The following is a 24874-nucleotide window of genomic DNA, read 5'->3' as shown; positions in this document are numbered from 1 at the left end:
CGCAGGAAGCTGGCATGGGATTGTGGTTCTGTCGGATAGGCCTACCCAGGGAATCGCATGGAAAGCTCCAACGAGCCGCTGTTCTCGTGGCTCCATCTCTCGGACATCCACTTCGGCCATGGCAGCGCTGCCGAGCGTGCTCACCGGGAGCTGGTGCTGAATCAATTCGAGCGAGACTATCTCAAGGCAAAGGACTGGGGGGCGCCGTCGCCAGAGGCGGTGCTCGTTACAGGGGACATCGGCTTCAGCGGCGATGCCTTGGGACGCCAGGAATACTCGCAAGCGTCATCGTGGCTGCTGCGGCTGACCGATCAATTGCACCTCAAATCACACAACATCTACCTGGTGCCAGGTAATCATGATGCCCCTCGGCTCAAGGAGCCAGGGGAAGTGGAGAAGCTCGAGGAGATACGCAGTGGGACCCGGCGGCTCGACGATGTGCTCGACGACGCTCCCGTGCGCGAGCTACTGGCAGGCAGGATGAAGCCCTACCGAGAGATGGCCGCGCAGCTCAATCCACATGCTGGAAGCGGAGCGCCCCAAGACGCCCTGTGCTGGGTCCATGCCTTGACAGCCCGATCTGGGCTTCCAGTGCGTCTGATGGGATTGAACACGGCGATCCTGGCCAATGACGATCAGGACAAGGGCAAGCTCTGGATGGGCCGGCGCCAGCTTGTCCGGGCGTTCAAGGACTCGACCCCTGACGAACTTCTCATCGCTCTGGCACACCACCCCTTGGGCTGGCTCGGAGATGGGGCTGAGGTGGCGCTCTGGCTGGAGAGCCGAGCCGACATCTTCCTCAGTGGTCACCTTCACGAGCTGGAATCCGTGTCGACTCAGCGAAGCGGAGGGAGAAGGTTCGTCCATGTTGCCTCTGGCGCGCTCCACGAGGTGCCTGCTCCCAAGGAGAAACCTGTCCCCTTCGGCTTCAACTTTGGAGCCGTCTATGCGGGCCCGCACGGGAAGCTCCAGCTCCGGATCTGGCCTTTCATATGGACGAAGCACCATGAGTTCCTCCCTGACTCGGCTCATCTCCGAGAGCCGATGAAGTACTACGCAACTCACGACCTGGAAGGAGCGACTCCAGCACAGGCGCAAGGAGGCGCGTCCGCTGCCGACAGGGTGGAGCCGCGCCCCCAAAGACAACCGGGCGGGCCACTCCGGACCGACGACCCCGCATACATCCCTCGCCGGTCCGATGACGAAGCACTGGGCATTGCCCAACAGCAGGCAGAGACGCTGGTCATCAAGGCACCCTTGCAGATGGGCAAGAGCAGTCTGCTCGGGCGCTACCTCGAGGAGTGCCGCCAGAGCGGCAAGCGGACTGTCCAGCTGGACTTCTTGATGTTTGAAGAGAGGGTGCTGAGGGACTACCCCTCGCTCCTGAACTTCCTGGCAGCGGAGATACTCAGGGCCCTGGAGTTGCCTCCAGAACTCAAGCCCGAGATCGGCAGTCACCAGGAGATGTGCCACTTCATCGAGGATCGTGTGCTCCAGGCCGTGCAGGAGCCCCTGGTGCTGGCCTTCGATCAGGTGGACCGGGTACTGGGGAGGCCCTACCAGGAAGACCTCTTCTACTTGTTCAGGTACTGGCATAACAAGCGTTCAGCGGACGCTCTCGCCCGCTGGGCTCGCCTGGGCATTGCGCTCGTCATCTCCACCGAGCCCTACCTCCTCATTTCCGACGCCCACCGTTCGCCCTTCTCCGTCGTCTCTGCCATCAAGCTCCAACCCTTCGGGACGCGGGAGTGCCTGGAATTCAATCGCCGCTATGGCGACTTCTTGAAGCCGGAGCAGGTGGAGGAACTCCACAGGTTATTGGGTGGCAATCCCCACTTGATGCATGTGGCCTATTACCTGATGACGGGGCGTGGGCGGGTGAAGTTCGACGAGCTGAAGCAGAAGGCTCACGAGGATGGCGGGCCGTTCCGTGACCACCTCAGAGGGCTACGGAAGCAGCTCACGCAAGGAGGCACGATACGGCTGCTCGAGGCGATGAAGCAGATCATCGAGTACGGGACAGTTCCCGACGAGGACGCCTTCCAGCGCTTGTCGGGCGCCGGGCTGTGCCAGCGTGAGGAGGGGCGCATCCGCGCATCTTGTGAGCTCTATGTCCGGGCATTTGGAGGGGCCCGGTGAGCGATGCGAGCAAGCCTAAGCTGCAGGCCGGAGGGACGATCAACAGCACGAAACACGTCTACATCGTCCGTCCCACGGATGATGAGCTGTTGGACTATCTCCTGGGGGGAGAATACTGCAACGTCCTATGCCCGCGGCAGATGGGGAAGTCCAGCCTGATGATCCGCACGCAGGCATGCCTAGTGGAGCGGGGCGTGCGGGTGGCCGAGGTGGACATGGCCATGCTGTCGTCGGGGCCGGTGCCAGCAACGGTGGAGAACTGGTACCTCCGCATGCTCCAGGAGATAGCGCGGAAGTTGAATCTGGCCGTCGATGTGCGGAGTTGGTGGGATGCAAGACAGGAGGCTTCGCCCAATCAGCGCCTGCTCCAGTTCTTTCTGGAGGAGGTGGCTCGCCTGGATGCACCCGTGGTTGTCTTTTTGGATGAAATCGACGCCACGCTCAAGCTGCCCTATGCGGACGGCTTCTTCGTGGCGTTGCGCTCCATGTACAACGAGCGCGCGCAGGAAGGGGGCTTCACGCGCCTCACCTTCTGCCTGTTGGGGGTGGCCACAGCCAACGAGCTCATCAAGGACCGCCGCACCACGCCATATAACATTGGCAAGCTGGTAGAGCTGGGCGACTTCGACCCTGAGCGGGACGACCTGCGAAAGCTGTATCAGGCCGTCGTAGAGGATGAATCGGCGGGGGAGCGGCTGGTGAAGGAGGTGCTGCGATGGACGGGAGGGCATCCCTTCCTGACGCTCTATGCGTGTAGCGAGCTGGCCCGCAAACAGCGGACTTCCCCCGGTGAGGTGGAACAAGCCATGGCGGAGATGTTTTCCAGCCTGGAGGCGTTGCGCGTAGAGCCCCACTTCGAGCAGGTGCTGCGGTTCATCGACCAGCGGATGGAAGACAAGCGGTCGGCCCTGGAGCTCTATCGCCGCATCTGGGGGGGGAAAAAAGAGGTGGATCGCAATACCCCCCTGCACAATCAACTCAAGCTGACGGGGCTCGTGAAGCGGGACAGGCAGGGGCAGCTCGTGGTCCGTAATCCCCTCTACCAGAAGCTCTTCACCGATGCTTGGGTCCAGGCGGTCATCCCCCTAAAGCCTAAGCTGCAGGCCGGAGGGACACTCAACAGCACGCAACACGTCTACATCGCCCGTCCCGCGGATGATGAGCTGTTGGACTATCTCCTGAGGGGAGAATACTGCAACGTCCTATGCCCGCGGCAGATGGGGAAGTCCAGCCTGGTGATCCGCACGCAGGCATGCCTGGTGGAGCGGGGCGTGCGGGTGGCCGAGGTGGACATGGCCATGCTGTCGTCGGGGCCGGTGCCAGCAACGATGGACGAATGGTACTTCCGCATCCTCCATGTGATCGCGCGGCGGTTGAATCCGGCCGTCGATGTGCGGAGTTGGTGGGATGCAAGACAGGAGGCTTCGCCTAATCAGCGCCTGCTCCAGTTCTTTCTGGAGGAGGTGGCTCGCCTGGATGCACCCGTGGTTGTCTTTTTGGATGAAATCGACGCCACGCTCAAGCTGCCCTATGCGGACGGCTTCTTCGTGGCGTTGCGCTCCATGTACAACGAGCGCGCGCAGGAAGGGGGCTTCACGCGCCTCACCTTCTGCCTGTTGGGGGTGGCCACAGCCAACGAGCTCATCAAGGACCGCCGCACCACGCCATATAGCATTGGCAAGCTGGTAGAGCTGGGCGACTTCGACCCTGAGCGGGACGACCTGCGAAAGCTGTATCAGGCCGTCGTAGAGGATGAATCGGCGGGGGAGCGGCTGGTGAAGGAGGTGCTGCGATGGACGGGAGGGCATCCCTTCCTGACGCTCTATGCGTGTAGCGAGCTGGCCCGCAAGCAGCGGACTTCCCCCGGTGAGGTGGAACAAGCCATGGCGGAGATGTTTTCCAGCCTGGAGGCGTTGCGCGGAGATCCCCACTTCGCTCAGGTGCAGCGGTTCATCGACCAGCGGATGGGCGACAAGCGGTCGGTCCTGGAGCTCTATCGCCGCATCTGGGGGGGGAAAAAAGAGGTGGATCGCAATACCCCCCTGCACAATCAACTCAAGCTGACGGGGCTCGTGAAGCGGGACAGGCAGGGGCAGCTCGTGGTCCGTAATCCCCTCTACCAGAAGCTCTTCACCGATGCTTGGGTCCAGGCGGTCATCCCCCCCGAGCCCCAGACACGCTGGGGCACTGGGAGAGTCGCCACTGCAGCCGGGGTGGCTGGGATCCTGCTGAGCCTAGCCATCGGGTTCTGCGTGCTCTATCCAGACTCGCTGCTGCAACGGCTAGAGCAGGCCTCCGAGGATTACGTTCCCGCCTGGAACACATACCAACTCCTGCGCGATCTTCCCTTCCGTGAGGAGCAGGCAGATGAGGCCTGGGCTCGCTTCCTGGAGCGCAAGGCCCTTGGGGCCGAGCGAAGAGAGGCTCGGGATGCAGCGCTCCTCTGGAGGTTGAAGGCTCTGCGGGCCAACCCGACGGATGCACGCAGGAAGTCTGTGATGGCGCTGATCGGTGAAGACTATCGCCGCTTGCTGGCGACGGCACGCCGCGCGGGAGAGGAACCCGCACGAGAAGGGATGCCCCACCTCGAGGCGTTGGCGGTCAGCGCCGATGGCCAGCGGGTGGTGACCGCAGGCGATGGAGACTCGGCGCGGATCTGGGACGCGCGCACGGGGTTGCCGGTAGGGGAGCCGCTGCGCCATGAACTCTCCGTCAGGGCAGTGGCCATCAGCACGGATGGCCTGCGTGTGGTGACGGGAAGTGATGATGACACTGCGCAGGTCTGGGATGCGCGGACGGGGCAGAAGCTGGGAGGACCGCTCCGCCATGGGGATGATGTGGTGGCGGTCGCCTTTAGCGCGGACGGCCAGCGGGTGGTGACGGGAAGCCTGGATGGTACAGCGCAGGTGTGGCGCACGGAGACCGGTCAGCCAGTGGGCCCGCCGCTGAGTCATCAGCGCTTCGTGATGGCCGTGGCCCTCAGCCCCGATGGTCAGCAGGTGGTGACCGCTAGCGAAGGCACTACGGCGCAGATATGGGATGCACAGACGGGGCAGAAGGTGGGGCCGCCGCTGCCCCACAAACGCTCCGTGAGAGCGGTAGCCTTCAGCCCCGAGGGCCAGCGGGTCGTCACCGGAAGCGGTGACACCACGGCGCAGGTATGGGATGTGCGGACCGGGCAGAAGGTGGGGCCGCCGTTGCGCCATGAGGCTGCCGTGAGGGCGGTGGCCTTCAGCCCCGAGGGCCAACGCGTGGTGACGGCCAGTGACGACACCACGGCGCAAGTCTGGAGCGCTGAGACGGGACAGTCGTTGGGGCCGTTGCTGCGCCATCAGCGAGCTGTGAGGGCGGTGGCCTTCAGCCTCGACGGCCAGCGAGTGGTGACTGGAAGTGATGACGACACGGCACGGGTGTGGGACACGCAGACGGGTCAGGTGGGGCAGCGCGAAGAGAACTTCGTGAGGGCCGCTGCCATCAGCCCTGACGGCCAGCGGGTCGTGGTGGCCAGAAGCCGGGATACCACTGCGCAGGTATGGAATGCGGAAACGGGGCAACCCGTGGGGCCGCCGCTCCGCCATCAGGAGGTTGTCAGGGCGGTGGCCTTTGGCCCAGGCGGTCAGCGAGTAGTCACAGGAAGCGAGGACAACACCGCACAGGTGTGGGACGCGCAATCAGGGCAGCCGGTAGGGCCACTCCTGCATCATGGGGACGATGTGGTAGCCGTGGCCCTCAGCCCTGACGGCCAGCGGGTGGTCACAGGAAGCAATGACGACACGGCGCAGGTTTGGGACGCGCAAACGGGACAGTCGATAGGGCCGCGGCTGCGCCACAGGGGCAATGTGGTGACCGTGGCTTTCAGCCCGGATGGCCAGCGGGTGGTGACGGGAAGTGATGACGACACAGCGCAGGTATGGGATGCGCAAACGGGGCAGCCCGTGGGAGCACCGCTGCGCCATGAGCAGTCCGTGGTGACCGTGTCCTTCAGCGCGGATGGGCAGAGGGTGGCGACCGGAAGCCTGGACCGTACAGCGCGAGTGTGGAGAGTGGAGACAGGAAAGGCAGCAGGTCCGCCGCTGCGTTATGAGAGCTTTGTATGGGCAGTGGCCTTCAGCCCCAATGACGAACAGACCATTGCCGCAACCTGGAAGTGGCTCCACCTGTCCAGAGGAGACCGCCCCCTCTGGAGCGAGCTATTGCCGGGCAGACTTCCTATAGGCCAGACCATCCGGTTCCTTGATGCCACGGGCAATACGCTGCAGGTCGCCGTGAGCACCCCAGAGAGCATCATCCACCTCGTGAAGCTCCAAGACGGTGGGATGGCGAATGGCCTCTCCGTCGAGGGTGATCCCGCTCAGTTGATCGCCGAGTGGGAACGCCTGCTGTGGTTGCGGATCGACGAGTCTGGCCAAACCGTGTCACTCCACGAGCAGTAGCACCTCCTCGCGAGGCCGAATTCTCGCGGCCCAGTGCCATTCCATGCCCTTGGGTCGCTGGGCACCCACATGACGTGGTGAGTCAAGCCTTCCGTCAGATGTGGCGGGCAACTCCTTCAAAGGAGAGGCCGAAAATACTTGCAAGATTAGTTGACCATATCTTTCAAGCCAAACATAATAAACCTCCATATTCCGCAAGGTCAGGAAAACATGAATATCCGGATGGCTCTCCATTGGTTGGTCATTCTGGGAATAGGGAGCGCGTTGCTGGGCGGTGTTGCGGCCTACGCGCAGCGTGCGATCTGTGAGGACAGGTATCCCTGTGGCTGTGGTTCCGATGGGAACACGATCTACTGCTACAGCTCAGAGTCCTGCTGATGGTACGCGCGACCTCAGGCACCAAGGTGACAGTGCCTGTGCTGACGGCAGTGGTTGCCTCTGCGGCGATGGTACTGGCGGTGGCCTCCTCCAGCGAGCTCATGCACAGCCCTGCCCAGGACTCTGGGAGTATTCCCTCCCTGCAACCTCTCCAGGCTCCCTCTTCCTCTCCTTCCCCAAAGCCTGCGCAGAACGCCCCCTCTCAAGAGCCCTCGCTCTCCTCTTCTCCTTCGGCGGAAGCCGCGCAGGCCTGGCAGGCGCAGTCCTCCGGGAGTGCATTGCCCGCAGTGCCTTCGCTGCCTGCACAACTCAACCTCTCTTCTTCCTCTCCGCAGATTGCCTCCGTGAGCAGCGTGAGCTTGCCCCCAGTCCATAGTGAGCGGGGAGCTGATGGGCTGCCGGCCGCCTCTCTGCGCTGCTCCTTCGAAGGCGGCCTGCTCAACTGCGGCGCATGCAGGACCGATGGCGACTGCCCCGCTGGCTCCGGCTGCGTGGCCGATCAGCAGACACGCCGCACCCAATGCCTGCCCTCTGAGTGCCAGCAGGACGAGCAGTGCTCAGGGCAGCGGGTGTGCCGCGCCGTGACCGCGGGCGTCAGCGGCCCTGTCATTCGCAGGTGTGTCGAGGCCGGAGAGCGCAAGGCGGGAGAGCCCTGTGACTTGCTCTTCGTCTCTCGCTCCGGCGCATGCCAGCAGGGCCTGGTGTGCCACCGTGGCGAGTGCAGCACTCCCTGTGGACAGCAGGATGCGGGCGGCTGCCCAGACGGCTTCCAGTGTGAGCAGGGCCTCAACGGAGGTGCCTGCTTTGCCGATTGCCGCGTGGCTGGCTGCAACCCAGGGCAGCTCTGCAAGCGCCTCAACGACACCGATTACCAGTGCCTCGACAGTGTCCAAGGACAGTGCCCGGAGCAGCCCTGTGCTCAGGGCGAGCGCTGCAACATGCGCTTGTCCAGAGGACGAGCGGTGTTCTGGTGTGCCGCGCGCTGCAACCCCCTTCAGCAGGACAGCTGCCCCTCAGGACAAGTCTGCGGCGTCGGCGCGCCCACTGAGAGCACTTGCTTCCAAAGCTGTGATCCCAACCAGGCCGACTCCTGCCCCCAGGGCTGGCAATGCGCCACCGTCAACGAGGACTTCTCCTCCTTTGGCTGCAGGCCCATTCCAGGCTCGCCTTCTCAGGTCGGCGTCATGTCTCTCCCCCGACAGTGAGTTCCCTGCGACTGGAACAAGCCGGCAGGACGTGTTAGGTTGGATGTCCCAGGCACAACCTCAGGGGTCGTGGAGACGCGGGAGAGTTCTTGGTGACTTCAAGAGAAGCGGTTCCAAGGAACGTCGTACACGACGCAGTGCATCAACCCCTGCGTCTTCTAAATGACCTGGGAGGTCACGTCCCTCGCAACACCGGGGCAAAGCCCTCCGACAATGGACCACAAGGAGTATTGATCTTTCCTCCAGGCAGAGCTGTATAATGGCGAATACGCTATAAGTCTGGAAATCGAGAAACCAAGAAAGCCAAGCCGCTCATGAGAGAGCATCCGGCACAGATGGGGCGTGAGACCTCAGGCACCAAGGTGATCGTGCCCGTGCTGACGGCAATGGTTGCCTCTGCGGCGATGGTACTGGCGGTGGCTTCCTCCAGCGAGCTCCTGCACAGCCCTGCCCAGGACTCTGGGAATGTGCCCTCTCTGCAGCCCCTCCAGACTCCCTCTCCTTCCAAGTCTGCGCAGAACTCCTCCTCTCAAGAGCCCTCGCTCTCCTCTCTTCCTTCGGCGGGAGTCGCGAAGTCCTGGCAGGCGCAGCAGTCCTCCATGAATGAGCTGCCCGCGATGCCTTCGCTGCCTTCACAGCTCAACCTCTCGTCTTCCTCTCCGCAGATTGCCTCTGTGAGCAGCGTGAGCTTGCCCCCAGTCCATAGTGAGCGGGGAGCCGATGGGCTGCCGGCCGCCTCTCTGCGCTGCTCCTTCGAAGGCGGCCTGCTCAACTGCGGCGCATGCAGGACCGATGGCGACTGCCCCGCTGGCTCCGGCTGCGTGGCCGATCAGCAGACACGCCGCACCCAATGCCTGCCCTCTGAGTGCCAGCAGGACGAGCAGTGCTCAGGGCAGCGGGTGTGCCGCGCCGTGACCGCGGGCGTCAGCGGCCCTGTCATTCGCAGGTGTGTCGAGGCCGGAGAGCGCAAGGCGGGAGAGCCCTGTGACTTGCTCTTCGTCTCTCGCTCCGGCGCATGCCAGCAGGGCCTGGTGTGCCACCGTGGCGAGTGCAGCACTCCCTGTGGACAGCAGGATGCGGGCGGCTGCCCAGACGGCTTCCAGTGTGAGCAGGGCCTCAACGGAGGTGCCTGCTTTGCCGATTGCCGCGTGGCTGGCTGCAACCCAGGGCAGCTCTGCAAGCGCCTCAACGACACCGATTACCAGTGCCTCGACAGTGTCCAAGGACAGTGCCCGGAGCAGCCCTGTGCTCAGGGCGAGCGCTGCAACATGCGCTTGTCCAGAGGACGAGCGGTGTTCTGGTGTGCCGCGCGCTGCAACCCCCTTCAGCAGGACAGCTGCCCCTCAGGACAAGTCTGCGGCGTCGGCGCGCCCACTGAGAGCACTTGCTTCCAAAGCTGTGATCCCAACCAGGCCGACTCCTGCCCCCAGGGCTGGCAATGCGCCACCGTCAACGAGGACTTCTCCTCCTTTGGCTGCAGGCCCATTCCAGGCTCGCCTTCCCAAGTCGGTGTCATGTCTCTCCCCCGACAGTGACGCAACCCGGCGCCATTCGCCTGGCCAGCAGGGCCTCTGCCAGTCAACTCCTCACGAAGAGCGCCTCCCTGGGGCTTCGCATCAGGATACCGGCTCGGCCATGATGGGTCCGCTTTGGCCGAGTTCCCGCCCTCCCCGCTCCTCTCCTCCCCAGAAGCCGCCGCGCTCCCAGAAGCCGGAAGGGCAGCACTTCCACCCGTGGAAGCACGTCCCGTCCAGGACTCCGGCGCAGGCCTGCGAGACGCACACGAGCGTCTAGGCGGAGCGCGGCGCGCCCTGCTGTTCTTCATGGTCGAGGGGCTGCCCCTGCTGGGGCTCGGCTACGGGGTGTGGCTCTTCCTGCGAGAGGGCATCCGCGCGCTCGACGTGGGGCTACTCGTGGGGATGTACCTGCTCACCATGACGGGCATCGAGCTAGGCTTCCACCGCTACTACGCCCACCGCACCTTCGAGACCACGCGCACGGTTCGCACCCTGCTCCTCGTGCTCGGCTCGATGGCCGGACAGGGCTCGGCGATGTTGTGGAGCGCCGTTCACCGCTGGCACCACGCTCACACGGATGTGCCGGGCGATCTGCACTCCCCCACGCTCGGGAGGCAGGGCCTGTGGCAGCGCGTGCGAGGGTTCTTCTGGTCCCAGTTCCTCTGGTACCTGGACTCGCCTGCCGTCGCGACCTTCAGCCGTTTCCTCCAGCTCCACCGCGCCGACCCCGAGGCCGTGCTCGCCGCGGCAGAGCAGACGCAGGAGCACCGGCTCGTCCGCACGATTCCAGATCTGCTGCGCGATGAGCTGCTACTGAGGCTCAACCAGCGCTATGGGCTCTGGGTGCTGCTGGGCCTCGCACTGCCGACCCTCGTGGGAGGACTCGTCACCGGCTCGTGGGAGGGCGCGTGGCGAGGGCTCGTGTGGGGCGGCTTCGTCCGTTTCTCTCTCGTGCAGCAGGCCTCGTTCGCCATCAACTCGGTGACGCACACGATCGGGACGCAGCCGCTGGCCTCCCGGGATGACAGCCGCAACAACGCGGTGATGGCGGTGCTCACGCTGGGGGCCGGGTGGCACAACAACCACCACACCTTCCCCGGCTCGGCCTTCACGAATTTCCGTTGGTGGCAGGTGGATGCCTCGGGCTTGATGATCCGCCTGCTGGAACGGCTCGGGCTCGCCTGGGACGTGCGCAGACCCTCCCCCGACGCCATCGCCGCGCGAGTGCGTCCCTGAAGCGGCACCTCAAGCGTTGGCGCACTGCAACGAGTCCGACTCGCCCATGGGGACGCTGAAGCAGAACGTGGTGCCCTCACCAGGCTGGCTCTCCAGCCAGATGCGCCCGCCATGCGCCTCGACGATCTGCCAGCTCAGGTGCAGCCCCAGCCCCACCACTCCGGTGTAACCCGTGGCGCCGGGAGGCAGGGGCTCGTAGAGCGGCTCGAAGACGTGGGGCTGCCGCTCGGGTGGAATCCCAGGACCCTGGTCTCGCACGGAGACCACGGCCTCGCGGTCATCACTCTGCAACTCCACCTCGATCCTCCCGCCGGGCGGCGAGTACCGGATGGCGTTCTCCAACAGGTGCGCCACCACATCTCCCATGCGCTCGCGATCGCCATCGACAATGACCGAGTCCGCGCCGTCCACGTGGATCGGATGCTCCGTGGTCCGAGAGACGCTCTTGACCTTCTCCCCCACTACGGCACCCAAATCGAACCGGCCGCGCTCCATCTTCGGCAGCCCCGGTGCCATCCACACCGCGGCAAACAGGTGCTCCACCAGTTGCGCCAGCCGACGCGTGTTCCGCGAGATGGCCATGAGCCCCTTCTGTTGCCGCGCCGAGTTCACCTCCATGCGGGTGAGGATCTCCGCCCAGGTCTGGATGGTGGTCACCGGCGTGCGCAACTCATGTGCCGCGGCTGACATGAACTCCTCCCGCAGCCGCAACGCCTCGCGCACCTCCTGGAACAGGCGTGCCTTCTCGATGGCCATGGCGAAGAGCTGGCCCACCATCGTATGGAACTCCAGCTCTCGAGCCGTGAAGTGACGCGGGCTGTCCGTGAAGCACGTCATTACCCCCACCAGGTTTCCTCGGGAGTGCAGGGGAATGGCCACCATGCCCCGGAACCCCTCCTCCATCGCGATCTTCCGAGAGAGCGAGGGCACCTCGTCGGACTGCACACTCTCGATGACCTGGATCGTCTCGCGCCGGGCCGCCTGGGCCGTGAGCAGCGGCGCATCGAAAGGCACGTGCTGGAGCACCTCGCGGACCCGCGCCGTCAGCCCATGCGAGGAGATCATCAGGAGCTGCGAGTGCTCCGGCTTCGCCAGCCACAGGCCGATGGCGTCGGCTCCCAGCGCCTGGAGGCTCTGCTCGATGGCCACATGGGCGATCCGCTCGAGCTCCACCTCACGGACCAGTGCCTGGCTGATCCGGGACATGGCCAGCTCCCGATCGAGCAATCGGGCCCGCTCCGCCTCGACCTGCTTCCGATCGGTGATGTCATGGAGGACCGTCTCTCCGAGGATGATCTGCCCGGAGGAACTGCGCACGGGCGAGCCATTGACGCTGACCAGCCGCTCCTTCCCATCCAGGGTGCGCAGGCGCATCTCCACGTCGGTGAAGGTCTCCCCGGCCAGGGTGCGCTGGAAGGGCAGCTCGGCCAGGGTCATGGGGCGGCCGTCACCGTGCCGCAGCGCGTAGCGCTGGAGGTATTCGAAGAGCGGCTGCCCCAATTCGGAGCGATCCTGGAACCCGAGCAACTGGCGTCCGGCCGGGTTGGCATCGACGAGCCGCCCATCCGGGCTGGCCAGGAGGATGGCGTCCGGAACGCTGGCGATAATGGCATCGAGCTGGCTGGCATGCTGCTCGGCCTGGGCGCGCAGCGAGTCCACCTCCGCCTGGCGCTGTGCCACCTGCGCCGCCATCTCGTTGAAGGCAACTCCGAGCACCTCCAGTTCGTCCCCCGTCTGGATGGACACCGGCTGCGCCATCTCCCCCTGCCCCAGTGCCCGGGCGACGCGTTGGAGCCGCCGCACGGGGCGCGCATAGAAGCGCGCGAGGATGGCCGACAGGAGAGCACTCAGGAGCAGGATGCCGACGAAGCCCACCAACTTCGCGCGCAGCCACGAATAGAGCGGAGCCAGCGCCACATCCCGAGGCGCCGTCACCCCGACTGCCCAGCCATGTCGGGGCGTCGGGACGAACGCTCCCAGGGAGGCTTGATGGCTCAACGGATGGGTGAAGGAGTCCAGCTTCACCGGCGTGCCCGACAGCGCGAGATAGAGGGGCGCGAAGGTGAAGAAGGCGTTGCTCTGGGAGAACTCCAGCTCAGGGTGCCCGGTGAGAAAGGCCAACCGGCCAGCCGGATCCACCAGCAGGAGTTCCTGGCCCGACTGGAGGCGGGCGTTCAGGTAACGCTGCTCCAGCAGATCCGTCTGCATCACCACGTTGACGACGCCTATGGGCGGCTTGTCTCCATCGCCCGGGATGGGGACGGAGACGATGACGGCCATGCGCTTGGGGCGGCGCAGCTCGATCACCTGGGAGATGACTGGAGCCCCGGTGGCCATCACTCTCTGGAAGTACGGGCGATCACCGATGTGGAGCCGAGGCTCGGCGGGAGTGTCCGGTTCACCCCACCCCTGGTTGACGCCGCTGGCGTCGTAGACACCGATGGCATCATAGAGAGGGCTCTTCCGGACCAAGTCCTGGAGGTGCGGATCCAGTTGGTGCGGATCCATACCGTGCACCAGCGGATCATGCGCCACGGCCCGGCCGAACTCGATGGCGGACTCGAAGGATTCGGTGATCTGCACGGCGACGGCCTGGGCCGTCATTCCCTGCGCCTCCAGGATGGTCTCCTGGGTCCTGCGCAGGCCCGAGAAGAAATCCGCGCTCAGCAGACCCAGGATGGGCAGGAGGACAGCCCCAAAGGCGAGCAGCAGTCTGGCGTGGAAACGCAGTCGAGGCATGGCCATCCGGATCAGGCGATACCGTCTCAACAGCACCCAGCGTCCCGGCCTTCAGCCATCGCTCCCCGGTCAGCAGGGACAGGAGACAGCCAGCCAGGGGATTGCCCTGGAGGCCGTGGCCGGGCTGCCTGCGAGCAACCACACAGGCGCGCTAGAATGGTCGAGTCTCCATGCTCGCTCCAGCGCTCGCAGCTCCTCTGTTGAACCTCGATGATCTCCCCGTGCGCCGGAAGGTGCCGCCTCCCGAGCTGCTCCGCGAGCACATGCTGGGAGGACGCCAGTGGTCCGTGGCGCTCCCCGTCACGTTCACCCCGTTCGCATCGGCGCAGCCGTGCTCGGCGCGCTGCGTGTTCTGCTCGGAGACGCTGTGGCCTCGGGACTCCCAACGGCTCTCTGCCTCGCTCCGTCCGGGGCCGGGCTACCACGAGGGACTCGCGCGGGCCCTGGTTGAGCTCCGCGGACTCCCGCTGGGCATCTCGCTCTCTGGGCTGGAGGCCACGGATGTGGCCGAGTGGCTGCTCGGTGTGGTCGACGTGCTCCAGGACCACGAGCGCCACCCCGAGGGACTCGTGGAAGAAAAGGTCCTCTACTCGAACGCGGCGGGGCTGACCCGGGAGACCTCGGGCGCGGTGCTGCTGCCACGCCTGGCGCGCTACGGGTTGACGCGGGTGGAGCTCTCCCGTCACCACCATGAGGCCGCACGCAACGACGGCATCATGCGCTTCCGAGCCGGACAGCCCATCGCGCGACAAGAGGTCTTCGAGGAGACGGTGCGAGCGTCACGCGAGCACGTGCCGGTCCGGCTGGTGTGCATCGTCCAGCGCACGGGAGTGGCGACGCCTGGGGACGTGGAGACATACCTGACGTGGGCCGTGGAGAAGCTGGGTGTGACGGATGTGGTGTTCCGGGAGTTCTCGCGCCTGCACGGGCTCTATCGTCCCAACGGCACCCAGCGCACCATCGAGCGCGATCGCGTGGCCATCGAGTCCCTGCTCGGCCCACTGCTGCCAGAGGCCCTGCGCGGGAACTCCGACTTCGAGCCCGTGGAGCTCACCCAGGGCTACTACTACTGGAACGTGCTCATGCGCTGGCGAGGCCGCTGCCGTGTGACGTTCGAGGCGTCGGACTACCAGGAGATGAAGGCGCGGCACCGCTCGGGCGTCATCCACAAGTTCGTCTTCCACGCCAACGGCAACCTCTGCGCGGATTGGGATCCGGAGCGAGAGGTCCTCCTGCGAACCGCATGAGTTCCCTGCCGGCCGAGCACCGCGCCTATCTGGAGGTGCTGCACCGATTGAGGGAGCAGGGCGTAGCCTTCGCCCTCTGTGGTTCGTTCGCCCTGCGGCTGTACATGGACGCCCTGGATGGCGAGCCCGTCCCAGACTGCGATCTGTTCCTGCTCCCCACGCCGGACAACCTCCAGCGCTGGGCCGCCACGCTGGAGCGGGAAGGCTGGGCGCTCACGGTCTGGAACGAGCCAGTGTCGCCCCCGCTGAACCCCGAGCACCTGCGCGGCAAGTACTACGTCCGGGCCAGGAAGGGCGCTCTGGTGATGGACGGCACCTACGAGCACGACGACCTCTCGCTCGACGCGCTCATCTCCCAGGCCACGGTCCTCCAGGAGCTGCCCGTGATGGACCTGGACACTCTCCTCACGCTCAAGCGGGAGCGAGCCCGGCCCCGAGACCTGGAGCACGTGGCCCAGGTGGAGCGCTGGCGCCGAGCCTCCCTGCCCCCCGGCTGAGTCCCGCTACTTGCTCGCTGGATCCGCGACGCGGCCCATGAAGAGGACCATCCCGGAGCGGGTGTCTCGCAGGAAGAACAGGAACGGGTGATCCGCCCGGAACTCCTTGGGCGCGTTCGGCCTCAGTGCGGACCGCGCGGCCATCACGACCGCGGTGGCAGCGGCCGCCTCGGTGCCCTCTTCGTCGAGCTTGATGAAGGCTTTGTGGAACACGTCGCTGATGTGCAGGCGCTCCTCGGGGTTGCGCGGGTTGGCCATGCCCGTGAAGTCCGCCCGCCCCGGATCGAACGCCTTCTGCATCCCCATCCCGCTCAAGATTTCGCCCAGCTCCATGCCTCCCTCGGGACTGATCTCGAAGCGAGGAAGGACGACATCGACCCGCTCGCGCGACAGGGCGTCGATCCAACTGGAGAACCGCGCGCTCGTGAGCCGCTGCTCGACGGCCGCCAGCCCGTCGATCTCATCCGGGAGCACGAGGATCATCGACGCGTCCTCGCCGTTGTAGAGCACCTCCAGCACCTTGACGCCGTCCAGCTCGGCGAAGCGGTAGTTCCCCATGCGCTGCATCAGGGGCACTTCCTGGATCCGGGTCCGCGTGGCGAAGAAGCGTCCGGGCCGCGTGTTGCTCCCCTGGAACGGATAGGCCCAGAGCGCCTTGAAGTAGATGGCGTTGACGAGCACGAGCCGCGTCAGCCCGGGCTTCAAGCTTCCCGGCGGGAGCAGCCCCTTGATGCGCTCCTGGGTCTGCCGGGCTACCCAGTCATTGATGTGCTGGCGCGAGGTCTCGACACCGGCCCCGAAGTCCATCGGCTCCAGGGGAGCGCCGAACGCCGCCCGGGTCTGCTCCAGATACGGCTGCTCGAACGCGTAACTCCGCTCGCCAAAGAGGCGGTTGGCCACTCGCAGCATCGCGAAGCCATCGGACGTGTTCCAGGACCGGAGCAGCTGCCCCGCCGACGCCATCACCTCATCGGCCGAGCCCTCGAAGTGGAGGACCTGCTTCATCTCGGCGGCCGTCTCGCCCCGAGCGCCGCCCCAGGCCATCGCCAATGCCAGGGAGATGCTCGCGGGAGAGACGGTCAGGTTGCCCTCACGCAGGCGAAGCTGGTTCCAGAGGTCCACCGCGAAGGCATTGCTGCTCGCGGCCAGCCGACCCAGCACCTCGGGCTCGGGCGGCTCGACAGGGGTGGCGGCTTCAGTGGACTTCGAGGATTCCATGCACGCTCCTGATCAGTTCCTCCAACTTGCCCCATCTGTCTTCCACAGGCTACGGCGCTTCACCGTGGGCCCTCGCCGCGACCGCGGGCATCGACTCGAACACCCGCAGCGTCCACAACGAGCCGGTGCTATAGCCCGGCAGGTGGAGCGGGTTGAAGACGCTCGCGCTCGTCGCGGAGCCTCCCGCGTAGCCCGCCGGGAACTCCGTCAGCTTCAGCGCGCAGCTCGCCAGCACCACGCCCGCGCGGGGCACCGCGTTGCTCACCGCCGTGCAGTGGCCCACCGCCGTGAAGTGCCCCTCGGGCAGCTCGAAGCTCGCGTAGATGTCTGCCTGCGAGCCCTCGGCGAACGTGCGATCCGTGATGCGCAGGCACGCCAGCGCGGCCCCCGCGTGCCTCGCCGCTCCCAGTTCCACCCGCCCCTCCGCCAGCCCCCTCTCCGGCACGGAGATGATCCCCGACAGCGCCACGTTCGACTGGAAGGGCGCGCCCTGGCACGCGCCCGGGTTCGCCGCGGCCTTGGGGTCCTCCTCGGTCTGGAACTGGTACACCACCTCTCCCGCCAGCGCGGGGCCAGAGAGAGACAACACGAGTGACACGACGCAGACGGGGATGCGTGGCATGAGTCAACTCCTGGATGACGGGGACCAACGAGGACGGGGAACCACACGGAGGCGGCCACGAGCCGCCCCCCACTTCACTTCACACGACTACAACCGCACGAGCTGAGCGCCGTAGTGCACGCTGGCTCCCACAGCCGCCACGAGCACCAGATCTCCACTGCCCAGGCGCACCTGGCCGGACTCGATGTCCTCGGCCAGCAGGATGAGCATGCCCGCCGCGGAGGTGTTGCCGTAGCGGTGCACGTTCATCGCCACGCGCTCGGCCGGCAGGCCCGCCTTCTGCATGAAGAACTCCATCAACCGCCGGTTGGGCTGGTGGAAGTAGTAGCGCTTCACCTCGGAGCGCAGCTTGGGGTGCTTCTCCAGCACCCCGTTGATGCACTGGCTCATGTAGAGCGGGTAGCTCTCGGCCACCTTCTGCCCATTCACCACGAAGGCCATGTCGCCCGGACGCACCCGGCCCTGGTACGGCAGCTTCATGCCTCCACCGCCGCGGCGGATGACCAGCTCCTCGTGCGTGTTGCCGGACAGCGTGGACAGGATGCCCGTGCCCTCCTCGCCGTCCGCGCGCAGGATGACCGCGCCCGCTCCATCTCCAAAGACATACGCGGAGAGGAAGGCATTGAGTGGCTTGTGACCCGGCTCGGGGAGGATCTCGTCCGTGTAGACTTCACGGTTCATATGAGGGGAGGTCAGCGTGGACGCCACCACCGCCACCGTCTTGAAGCGGCCGCCCTCCATCATCTTCGCCGCCATATCGATGATGTATGGGGTGCCTCCGCACCCATCATCCACCACCAGCGCGAAGGTGTCCGTGCGGCAACCCAGGCGCCGGTGCAGCTGCATTGCATCGTGGTTGAAGTTCAGCTCGTCCGGCGTGCACGTGACGAGGAAGATGGCGTCCAGCTCGCTCGGGTTCACCCCGGACTGCCCCAGCGCCTTGCGCAGGGCAATCTCACACATGTCTGTGTTCGAGGCCGGGTAGATGGGCAAATCATTCTCCGGAGGAGGAATCGCCGTGCCCTTCTCATCCATCTCCCAGAGGTAGCGCCGCTCGACGATGCCCGTCTTCTCCAGGATCCGCTCGGCCGACCAACCCGGGAACGCCTTGGCGATGCGTTCATTGGTGATGACTCTCGACGGGACGTAGGCACCAGCACCTGCGAAGCGGACCGTGGGCATGAGCATTTCTCGCGAAGTTGAAGGGTCTTCCCAGCTGCTCATCCGAATGAGCAGGGCTCATGCCACGGCGGTGATTCATCGAGACATGCCGGGTCCCACAACCCACCAGGTCCTCACCCTCGAATTACCGCCTTAAGCTGCAATTCTTGAATTCAAAGAAATCTGAGTGCCTCTTCGAGAAACTCCGCACGCGAAGGGCCGGAATTCACACGCGAATCCATCCCGGGAAAATCCATCACCCGAAGTACCCTGGCGGGCATGGAGGCGCTGTGCCCACCGTGGCCCTTCGAGCAATTGAGTCCCTCATGACACCCATGGGTCAAAAGAGCCCTAAAAAAGCCGTCCAATGGAGTCCAAATGACCCCCTTTGGAGGCTCATTGGCACTCAACGGTTTTTCGCTGTGAGTCTCAGAAGACCCTCTTTAACGTTTTCATTCTCGGCCTCCGGGAAATTACAGAGGTAGGTAAAAGGAGCCATGCTACTGAAGACCGTGAGCCGGGAGGTGTGGGGTGTCTGAAGCGACCCCTCCGCAGGGTGGATTCCAGTCCCAGCGTGATCTCTGGAGGATGCCGACCTGGCGCCGGTGGGTGCTGGCGGCGACCGCCGTGAGGCTCTGCGCGACGATGATGCCTTTCGCGCTGCTGCTCGCGGGGCAGGCCGCCCTGGGCTCTTTCGCGGCCGGTGCGTGGATGACGAGCATCTACTCCGCCGGGGCGGCCCTGGCGGCCCCCTTCCGAGGTAGGGCGATGGATCGCAGTCGCCTGCCGGACTCCCTGCGCCCCTCGCTGCTGGCGCTGGCAGGGCTCTGTGTGGCGGTCTCGATCGCCAGCGCAATTCATGCGCCGCTGCCCGTGCTGCTGGTGCTGTCACTGCTGCTGGGAGTCATCCCGGCCGGCGCCGGCGGGGCCTATCGCGCGCTGCTGCCCTCCTTCCTGCCTGCCGGGCTGCTGGCGCCCGCCTTCGCCATCGACGCGGTGCTCATCGAGGTGACGTGGATCACCGGCCCGCCGCTGGTGGGGCTGGTGGCGCTCGCGCACTCGAGCCTCAACCTGGCATTGATCGCCGTGTGTGCCCTGGGAGCCATTGGCGCCAACCTGCTCATGCCTCCTCGCGAGCCGCTTCCCAGTTCGAGCGCGCCGGGGACAGGCCTGGACCTGGCCCCCTTCCTTCGCGGACTGCCGCTCATCGTGTTCGTGGGAGTCATCGTCACCGGGGTGAGCTGGGGCATGGTGGATTCGGGGCTGCCTCCGCGGCTGGTGCAACTGGGCTCGCGCGCGGAGCTGTGGGGTCCCCTGGCGGCGCTGCTGTCCGTCACCAGCGCCATCGGCGGGCTGCTCAACGCGGGACTCGCGCGGCCGGGCTCGGCGCGGCAGGCCCTGGTGCGCGCGCTGGTGCTGCTCACCATCTGGAGCGGGTTCCTGCTGCCGCTCGGATTCGTGGAGGGGGTGACGGGTACCGCGCTGGCCCTGGCCGCCGCGGGCTTCCCCCTGGCGCCGCTGTCGGGCCTGCTCACGTACCTGCTCCAGCAGGCGCTCCCGGCGAATCGTCAGGCCGAGGGCTTCTCGGTATACGGCGCCTGCTGGTCGCTGGGCATCGGCGCGGGCAGCGCGCTCACGGCCGTGCTCCTCGAGCACTCCAGCGCTCGCGTGGCGCTGATGATGTCGGGGGTGGTGCCCCTGGCGATGGTGGTCCTCGCGGCGCTGCTGTCTCGTCCGCTGCTGCGCGCCGCCACCCGCTCATCGCCGCCGCTCACGAGCGCGCCGGAGCCCGCGCCTGGGGAGGATGCCGGGGCAGGCTCACCGTGAACGTCGTCCCGTTCTCCGGGCTGGAGTCCACGCGGATGCGGCCCCCGTGGGCATCGGTGATGTGCTTGACGATGAAGAGCCCCAGGCCGATGGAGTGACTGCCCCGCCCGCCCTTGCCCTCGCCTCGCTTGAGCGGCTGGAAGAGCTGCCCCATCAGCTCGCGAGGGATGGGCCGCCCCATGTTGTGCACGGAGAGCACCACGGTGTCCGCCCACCCGTGCGTGCGCACCCGCACGGCGCAGTGCTCGTCTCCATAGGTGAGCGCGTTGTTCACCAGGTTGGTGATGAGCTGGGCCAACCGGTCCGCGTCCCACTCTCCGCGTCCATCCCCGCTGCGCTCCACGACGAGCCGCCGGTCCGGGTGCGTGAGCTGCACCTCCTCCGTCACCTGGCGGGTGAGCTCGTGCAGATCCAACGGCCGGGGATCCACGGGGAGCGCGCCGCTGAGCCGGGCCTGGGTGAAGTCCAGCAAGTCCCGCAGCATCCGGGTGGCGCGCTCGGCGCTGCTGACGATGCGGTGGAGGGAGCGGCGCTGCGGCTCGCCCAATCCCTCCTGCTTGAGCAACAGCTTCGCGGCCATGGAGATGGCGTTGAGCGGGTTGCGCAGGTCATGGCTGACGATGCCGATGAGGTGCTGCTCGAAGTCGGCCCGCCGCTGCGCCTCCTGCTCGGCCACCCGGCGCTCGGTGATGTCCTGGAAGGCGCCCACCATCCGCACGGCGCGGCCCTGTGAGTCCCTCACCACGTAGCCCCGGTCGCTGACACACATGTATGAGCCGTCCCCGCGCCGGAAGCGGTACTCGTCCACCCAGTGGGTGCTCCCGTTGGCCACGGCGGCGTGCAGGCCGCTTACTACCCGCTCACGGTCATCGGGGTGCACGCGCTCGGCCCACCACTCGAGGGCTGTATCCACCTCGTCCTGTGCGTGCCCGGTGAGCCGGTAGAAGATCTCGCTCCAGTGCACCTGATCGGTGCTGAAGTCCCAGTCCCAGACAGCGTCACTGGTGGCCATGCTGGCCAGGCGGTAGCGCATCTCGGACTGGCGTAGCTCCGCCTCGGCGCGCAGGCGCTCGGTGATGTCCAGCGCCAGCCCCGAGACGCTGACCACCGCGCCGTTCGGCCCCCGCTCGGGCAGGAGGCTCACCTCGAAGCTGACCCCTCGGAACTCCATCTCCTCGGTGAACGCCTCGCCCCGCAACGAGCGCTCGACGGCCTGGAGGACTTGAGGCTCGTCCTTGAAGAGCTCGAAGGCGGACCGGCCGATGATCTGGTCCGGGGTGATGCCAATCCGTCCGAGCGCCTGGCCCTCGCAGAGGGTGAACACCGCGTGGGTGTCAAAGGACCAGAGGATCACGGGGAGTGTGGACAGCACGCAGCTCAGGCGCTCGCGCGTCTCGTCTCGGGGAAGGCTGGCAGTGGGTACCTCGGCGTTACAGGACTGGGATGGCGCCTCGTCCGTGCCCAGCGCCCGTTCGCGCTCCAGCGCATAGCACCGCAGTGCCTCCGCGCTGGCCCGGGTGAGCACATCCAGGAGGCCCCGCAGCGCGTCGGTCTCCATCAAACAGGCACCGTCCCGCAGGGTGTCGAGGATCACGTCTCGCAGCAGGGAGTGCTCGAGCACCACCGTGGCGATATCGAGCCCGCTGTGGAAGCACTGACGGCCATGAGCCTCGGCGAGGGCACCCACCTGGGAGTCCACCGTGGAGTCCCTGGGCGCGGGCCCTTCCCGCAGGGCCGTGCCCACCGCCGCGATGAACTCCGGCAGCACGTCACGGAGCGCCCCGCGAGCCGGGGGCCTCGAGAGACTCTGGCCCACCCGCTCCTCCCACCGCGAGGCGATGTCCCGGACCCGTGCCTGCAGGAAGTCCGCGAGTCCTTCGCTCGACGGGTCGCACGGGCTCATGAGGACCACTCTCCCACCAGAAGGACCGCCTGCCCGGTCTCCATCACACCGGTCGTCCTCCGTCTCTCCCGGATCGCCTGCCAATGTGCGCATGGCGCGGCATGATGGCGAGATCCTTGGATCGAGAGCCTGTCTGCTCGAAAGGGGCGCCCCGCCGTCATGGGCGGGCGGACATGGGAGCGCACGCCATCCGCTGGCAGCTCACCCCTCCTGGGAGTCTCAGGGAAACGTCAGACGCGAGGCGCCAGGGAGATCCTCATGGCCAGCAGCTCGCCGGCCACATCCCGCGCCGCCAGGTGCCGCGCGAAGGCCGCCTCCAGCCGCTGCCGCGCCTCGGTGCTGCCATCCAACCCCCTGCGGGCCTGCTGCAGCTCGAGCGTGGCCACCATGAGCAGGGTTGCCAGTTCCAGCGGATGGAGCTCCATCGTCTCGTCTCCCGTGGAGGGCGTCGTGACCTCTGTATCTACCAGCCGCTGGCCGCCGCTCCAGTTTCTGGGGCCCCGGGAAATCAGCAATAGCTGACAGAGCCCTGCACTTCAGGGTTGGGCCCGAGGCGCGGAGCCATCTAAGGTTCCGTCCGCTCTCCATGGGCCACATCCACATCATCCGCGACTTTCCCTCTCCGCAGGAGGGCTTCAACCGAACCCTCCGCATCTACACCCCGGACGGCTACGACGAGCACGGCACGCGCCGCTACCCCGTGCTCTACATGCAAGACGGGCAGAACGTGTTCGCGCATCCAGAGTCGGCGGTGTTCGACACGTGGTGTACCAACCACGCGATGGAGGCGTTGGTGGGCGAGGGCCGCCTGGAGCCGTGGATCATCGTCGCGGTGGATTCGGGGCTGGGGCGCTTCCAGGAGTACTCGCCGTGGGACGAGCCGCGGGGGCGGGTGGAGGGCCGCGGGCAACTGTACGCGCGCTTCCTGGTGGAGCAGCTCAAGCCCTACGTGGACCGGGTGTACCGCACGCGGCCTGGATCCGAGTGGACGGGGGCCATGGGTTCGTCCCTGGGCGGGCTCATCTCGCTGTACCTGGGGTGGAAGTACCCGGAGGTCTTCGGCCGCATCGGCGGGCTGTCGCCCACGGTGATGTGGAGCCACCGCAAGCTCTTCGAGGAGTGGCGGGAGCACAGCCAGAAGTGGACGCGCATCTACCTGGATGCCGGCAGCACGGAGTACATCGACGCGGGTGGGTTCGATCTCCACTACGGCGAGGGGACGCGCGAGTTCTACGCGCACCTCAAGAAGCTGGGCTACCACGACCACGAGCTGATCCTGGTGCTGGATCCAGGCGGCCAGCACAACGAGAAGGACTGGCAGCGGCGGCTGCCGTTCGCGCTGCGCTGGCTGCTGAGCTGAGCCTCGCTACTGGGAGAGGGCCTGGATGAAGCGCACGTCCTCGTGCATGCGCTCCAGGTCCACGTGGCGGGTGAGGTAGAGCTCGGTGCCCATGGCGGCCTGGTACACGGAGGGCAGGTTCGCGTTGTGCTGCAGCAGCGTGGGCCCGAGCCGCTGCACCACCTCGGCGTGCCCGTGGAGGTAGGGGCGGCCGGCGCGCCGGGCGATGTGGCACACGTGGTACTTGGGCTTGTAGCGGAAGTCCGTGACGGGATCGCCCGTGACGACGCGCGCCCAGAGCCGGTACACGTCGATGTCGCAGGCGTAGTTGATCATGTCCGTCATGAAGCCGCCGGGCGGACGGAGGTTGGCCTCCAGCGCGACGAAGCCGCCGTCCGGCAGACGGAAGAACTCCAGGTGGAACCAGCGCTCGCGCAGGCCGAGCGCGGCCACGGCCTTGCGGCCCAGCGTGTCGAGCGCCTCGGGGATCTGCTTGAGGCTCCAGAAGGAGATGTCCCGCTTCTCCGTCACCACCTCCATCACTCCATCGCTGTACTCGTGGCTGAGGGTGAGGAGGATCTGGCCGTCGCGGTCCACGATGCCGTCATAGGTGACGATGGTGCCCTTGACGAAGGACTGGGCGACGTAGGGGTTGATGGGCGGCCGGGGGATGGCTTGCTCCACCTCGGCGTCGCTGCTGACCTTGAAGGTGTGGGCGGCGCCCACGCCCACGTCGGGCTTGAGCACCAGCGGATAGCCCACGCGCTGGGCGAAGGCCTTCACCTGTTCGGCGCTCTGGACGATTTCCAGCTCGGGGTGCGGCACGCCGGCCTCGCGGAAGACGGCGGCCATGCCGGACTTGGTCCTCAGGCGCTGGATGTCCGGGGGCCTCAGGCCGAAGACGTTGAAGTCCTCGCGCAGCCGCGCCTCCTGGGCCAGCCAGGACTCGTTGAGCGACTCGATGCGGTCAATGCGGCCGTGGCGCCAGGTGAGGTAGCCGGCGGCGCGCAGCAGGGCCTCGTAGTCGTGGAGGTTGGGGGCGAAGAAGTACTCGCGGAGGGCGTTGCGCAGCTCGTGGCGCAGGGTCTCGTAGGGGGTGTCGCCGATGGCGAGGACGTTGACGCCACGCTCTCGCAGCGCCGTGACGAAGTGGAAGAACTGGGGCGGAAAGTGGGGGGAGATGAAGACGAAGTTCATGGTGCTCGGAGCCAGTGCTCCCGTACGGCCGACGATAGCGCGGGATCGGTCACTGCCCACTTCCTTGTCAAGGAGATATCCAGCCGAGCCCCTCTCCCCACGCCCTCTATCGGCTCAGCGACGGGGTGGGTATGGCCCACCCGGCGGAGACGTTGACTCCCGGGCAGAGGGGAGGTTCTGGCCACGGGCGGAGAAACGAGGGTCCGCTTGGGGCAT

At 66.3% G+C, this 24874-nt stretch carries 14 protein-coding genes; 7 read left to right on the top strand and 7 right to left on the bottom strand.

Annotated elements, in window-relative coordinates; genetic code table 11:
* Positions 1-57: 57 nt before the first annotated feature.
* The 3 genes from KY501_RS14640 to KY501_RS14630 all read left to right on the top strand — a co-directional run bounded on the left by KY501_RS14640 (position 58) and on the right by KY501_RS14630 (position 10908).
* On the top strand, positions 58-2139 hold the full coding sequence (locus KY501_RS14640; RefSeq protein WP_224363551.1) for an AAA-like domain-containing protein: 2082 nt from the start codon (positions 58-60) through the stop codon (positions 2137-2139).
* Entirely contained in the window at positions 2136-6572 is a 4437-nt protein-coding gene (locus KY501_RS14635) for an AAA-like domain-containing protein (RefSeq protein WP_224363550.1), read from the top strand. The genes KY501_RS14640 and KY501_RS14635 overlap by 4 nt, the downstream gene beginning before the upstream one ends.
* A gap of 3316 nt (positions 6573-9888) precedes the next feature.
* Positions 9889-10908 carry an acyl-CoA desaturase gene (locus KY501_RS14630; RefSeq protein WP_224363549.1) on the top strand — a complete coding sequence of 340 codons (1020 nt, stop codon included), beginning with the start codon at positions 9889-9891 and terminating at the stop codon, positions 10906-10908.
* A 9-nt stretch (positions 10909-10917) separates the two neighbouring features.
* Here KY501_RS14630 and KY501_RS14625 read toward each other — a convergent pair whose 3' ends face one another.
* Positions 10918-13647 (bottom strand): ATP-binding protein, encoded by a 2730-nt coding sequence (locus KY501_RS14625; protein WP_224363548.1) that lies wholly within the window; start codon positions 13645-13647, stop codon positions 10918-10920.
* Positions 13648-13817: 170 nt separating this feature from the next.
* Between KY501_RS14625 and KY501_RS14620 the strand changes: the two genes are divergently transcribed.
* Positions 13818-14894: a hypothetical protein gene (locus tag KY501_RS14620; RefSeq protein ID WP_224363547.1), complete on the top strand. Its 1077-nt coding sequence runs from the start codon at positions 13818-13820 to the stop codon at positions 14892-14894.
* The gene (locus KY501_RS14615; RefSeq protein WP_224363546.1) at positions 14891-15391 is read left to right on the top strand and encodes a hypothetical protein; all 501 of its coding nucleotides are present in this window, start codon (positions 14891-14893) and stop codon (positions 15389-15391) included. The genes KY501_RS14620 and KY501_RS14615 overlap by 4 nt, the downstream gene beginning before the upstream one ends.
* A gap of 6 nt (positions 15392-15397) precedes the next feature.
* Here the strand turns inward: KY501_RS14615 and KY501_RS14610 are convergent, their stop codons facing one another.
* The 3 genes from KY501_RS14610 to KY501_RS14600 all read right to left on the bottom strand — a co-directional run bounded on the left by KY501_RS14610 (position 15398) and on the right by KY501_RS14600 (position 18413).
* On the bottom strand, positions 15398-16609 hold the full coding sequence (locus KY501_RS14610; protein ID WP_224363545.1) for a serpin family protein: 1212 nt from the start codon (positions 16607-16609) through the stop codon (positions 15398-15400).
* A 49-nt stretch (positions 16610-16658) separates the two neighbouring features.
* Positions 16659-17231: a hypothetical protein gene (locus KY501_RS14605; protein ID WP_224363544.1), complete on the bottom strand. Its 573-nt coding sequence runs from the start codon at positions 17229-17231 to the stop codon at positions 16659-16661.
* 87 nt (positions 17232-17318) lie between these two features.
* Positions 17319-18413 (bottom strand): 3-oxoacyl-ACP synthase III family protein, encoded by a 1095-nt coding sequence (locus tag KY501_RS14600; protein WP_224363543.1) that lies wholly within the window; start codon positions 18411-18413, stop codon positions 17319-17321.
* Between the two features lie 510 nt (positions 18414-18923).
* On the opposite strand from KY501_RS14600, the gene KY501_RS14595 reads away from it, so the two are divergent.
* Entirely contained in the window at positions 18924-20219 is a 1296-nt protein-coding gene (locus tag KY501_RS14595) for an MFS transporter (protein ID WP_224363542.1), read from the top strand.
* Here KY501_RS14595 and KY501_RS14590 read toward each other — a convergent pair.
* A complete protein-coding gene (locus tag KY501_RS14590) occupies positions 20164-22122 on the bottom strand; it encodes a PAS domain-containing sensor histidine kinase (RefSeq protein ID WP_224363541.1) in 1959 nt (652 codons plus the stop codon). The two genes, KY501_RS14595 and KY501_RS14590, sit on opposite strands and share 56 nt — an antisense overlap.
* A 230-nt stretch (positions 22123-22352) precedes the next feature.
* A complete protein-coding gene (locus KY501_RS14585; protein WP_224363540.1) occupies positions 22353-22547 on the bottom strand; it encodes a hypothetical protein in 195 nt (64 codons plus the stop codon).
* A 161-nt stretch (positions 22548-22708) separates the two neighbouring features.
* Between KY501_RS14585 and KY501_RS14580 the strand changes: the two genes are divergently transcribed.
* Positions 22709-23482, top strand: a complete 774-nt coding sequence (locus KY501_RS14580) for an alpha/beta hydrolase (protein WP_224363539.1) — start codon at positions 22709-22711, stop codon at positions 23480-23482.
* A 6-nt stretch (positions 23483-23488) separates the two neighbouring features.
* Here KY501_RS14580 and KY501_RS14575 read toward each other — a convergent pair whose 3' ends face one another.
* Positions 23489-24658, bottom strand: a complete 1170-nt coding sequence (locus KY501_RS14575) for an ATP-grasp domain-containing protein (RefSeq protein WP_224363538.1) — start codon at positions 24656-24658, stop codon at positions 23489-23491.
* Between the last annotated feature and the right edge of the window lie 216 nt (positions 24659-24874).

The organism is Hyalangium versicolor (assembly GCF_020103695.1).
Classification (GTDB): Bacteria; Myxococcota; Myxococcia; order Myxococcales; family Myxococcaceae; genus Hyalangium; species Hyalangium versicolor.
The sequence above is the reverse complement of the archived record's forward strand: the minus strand, read 5'-3'. Positions and strand labels throughout refer to the sequence as shown.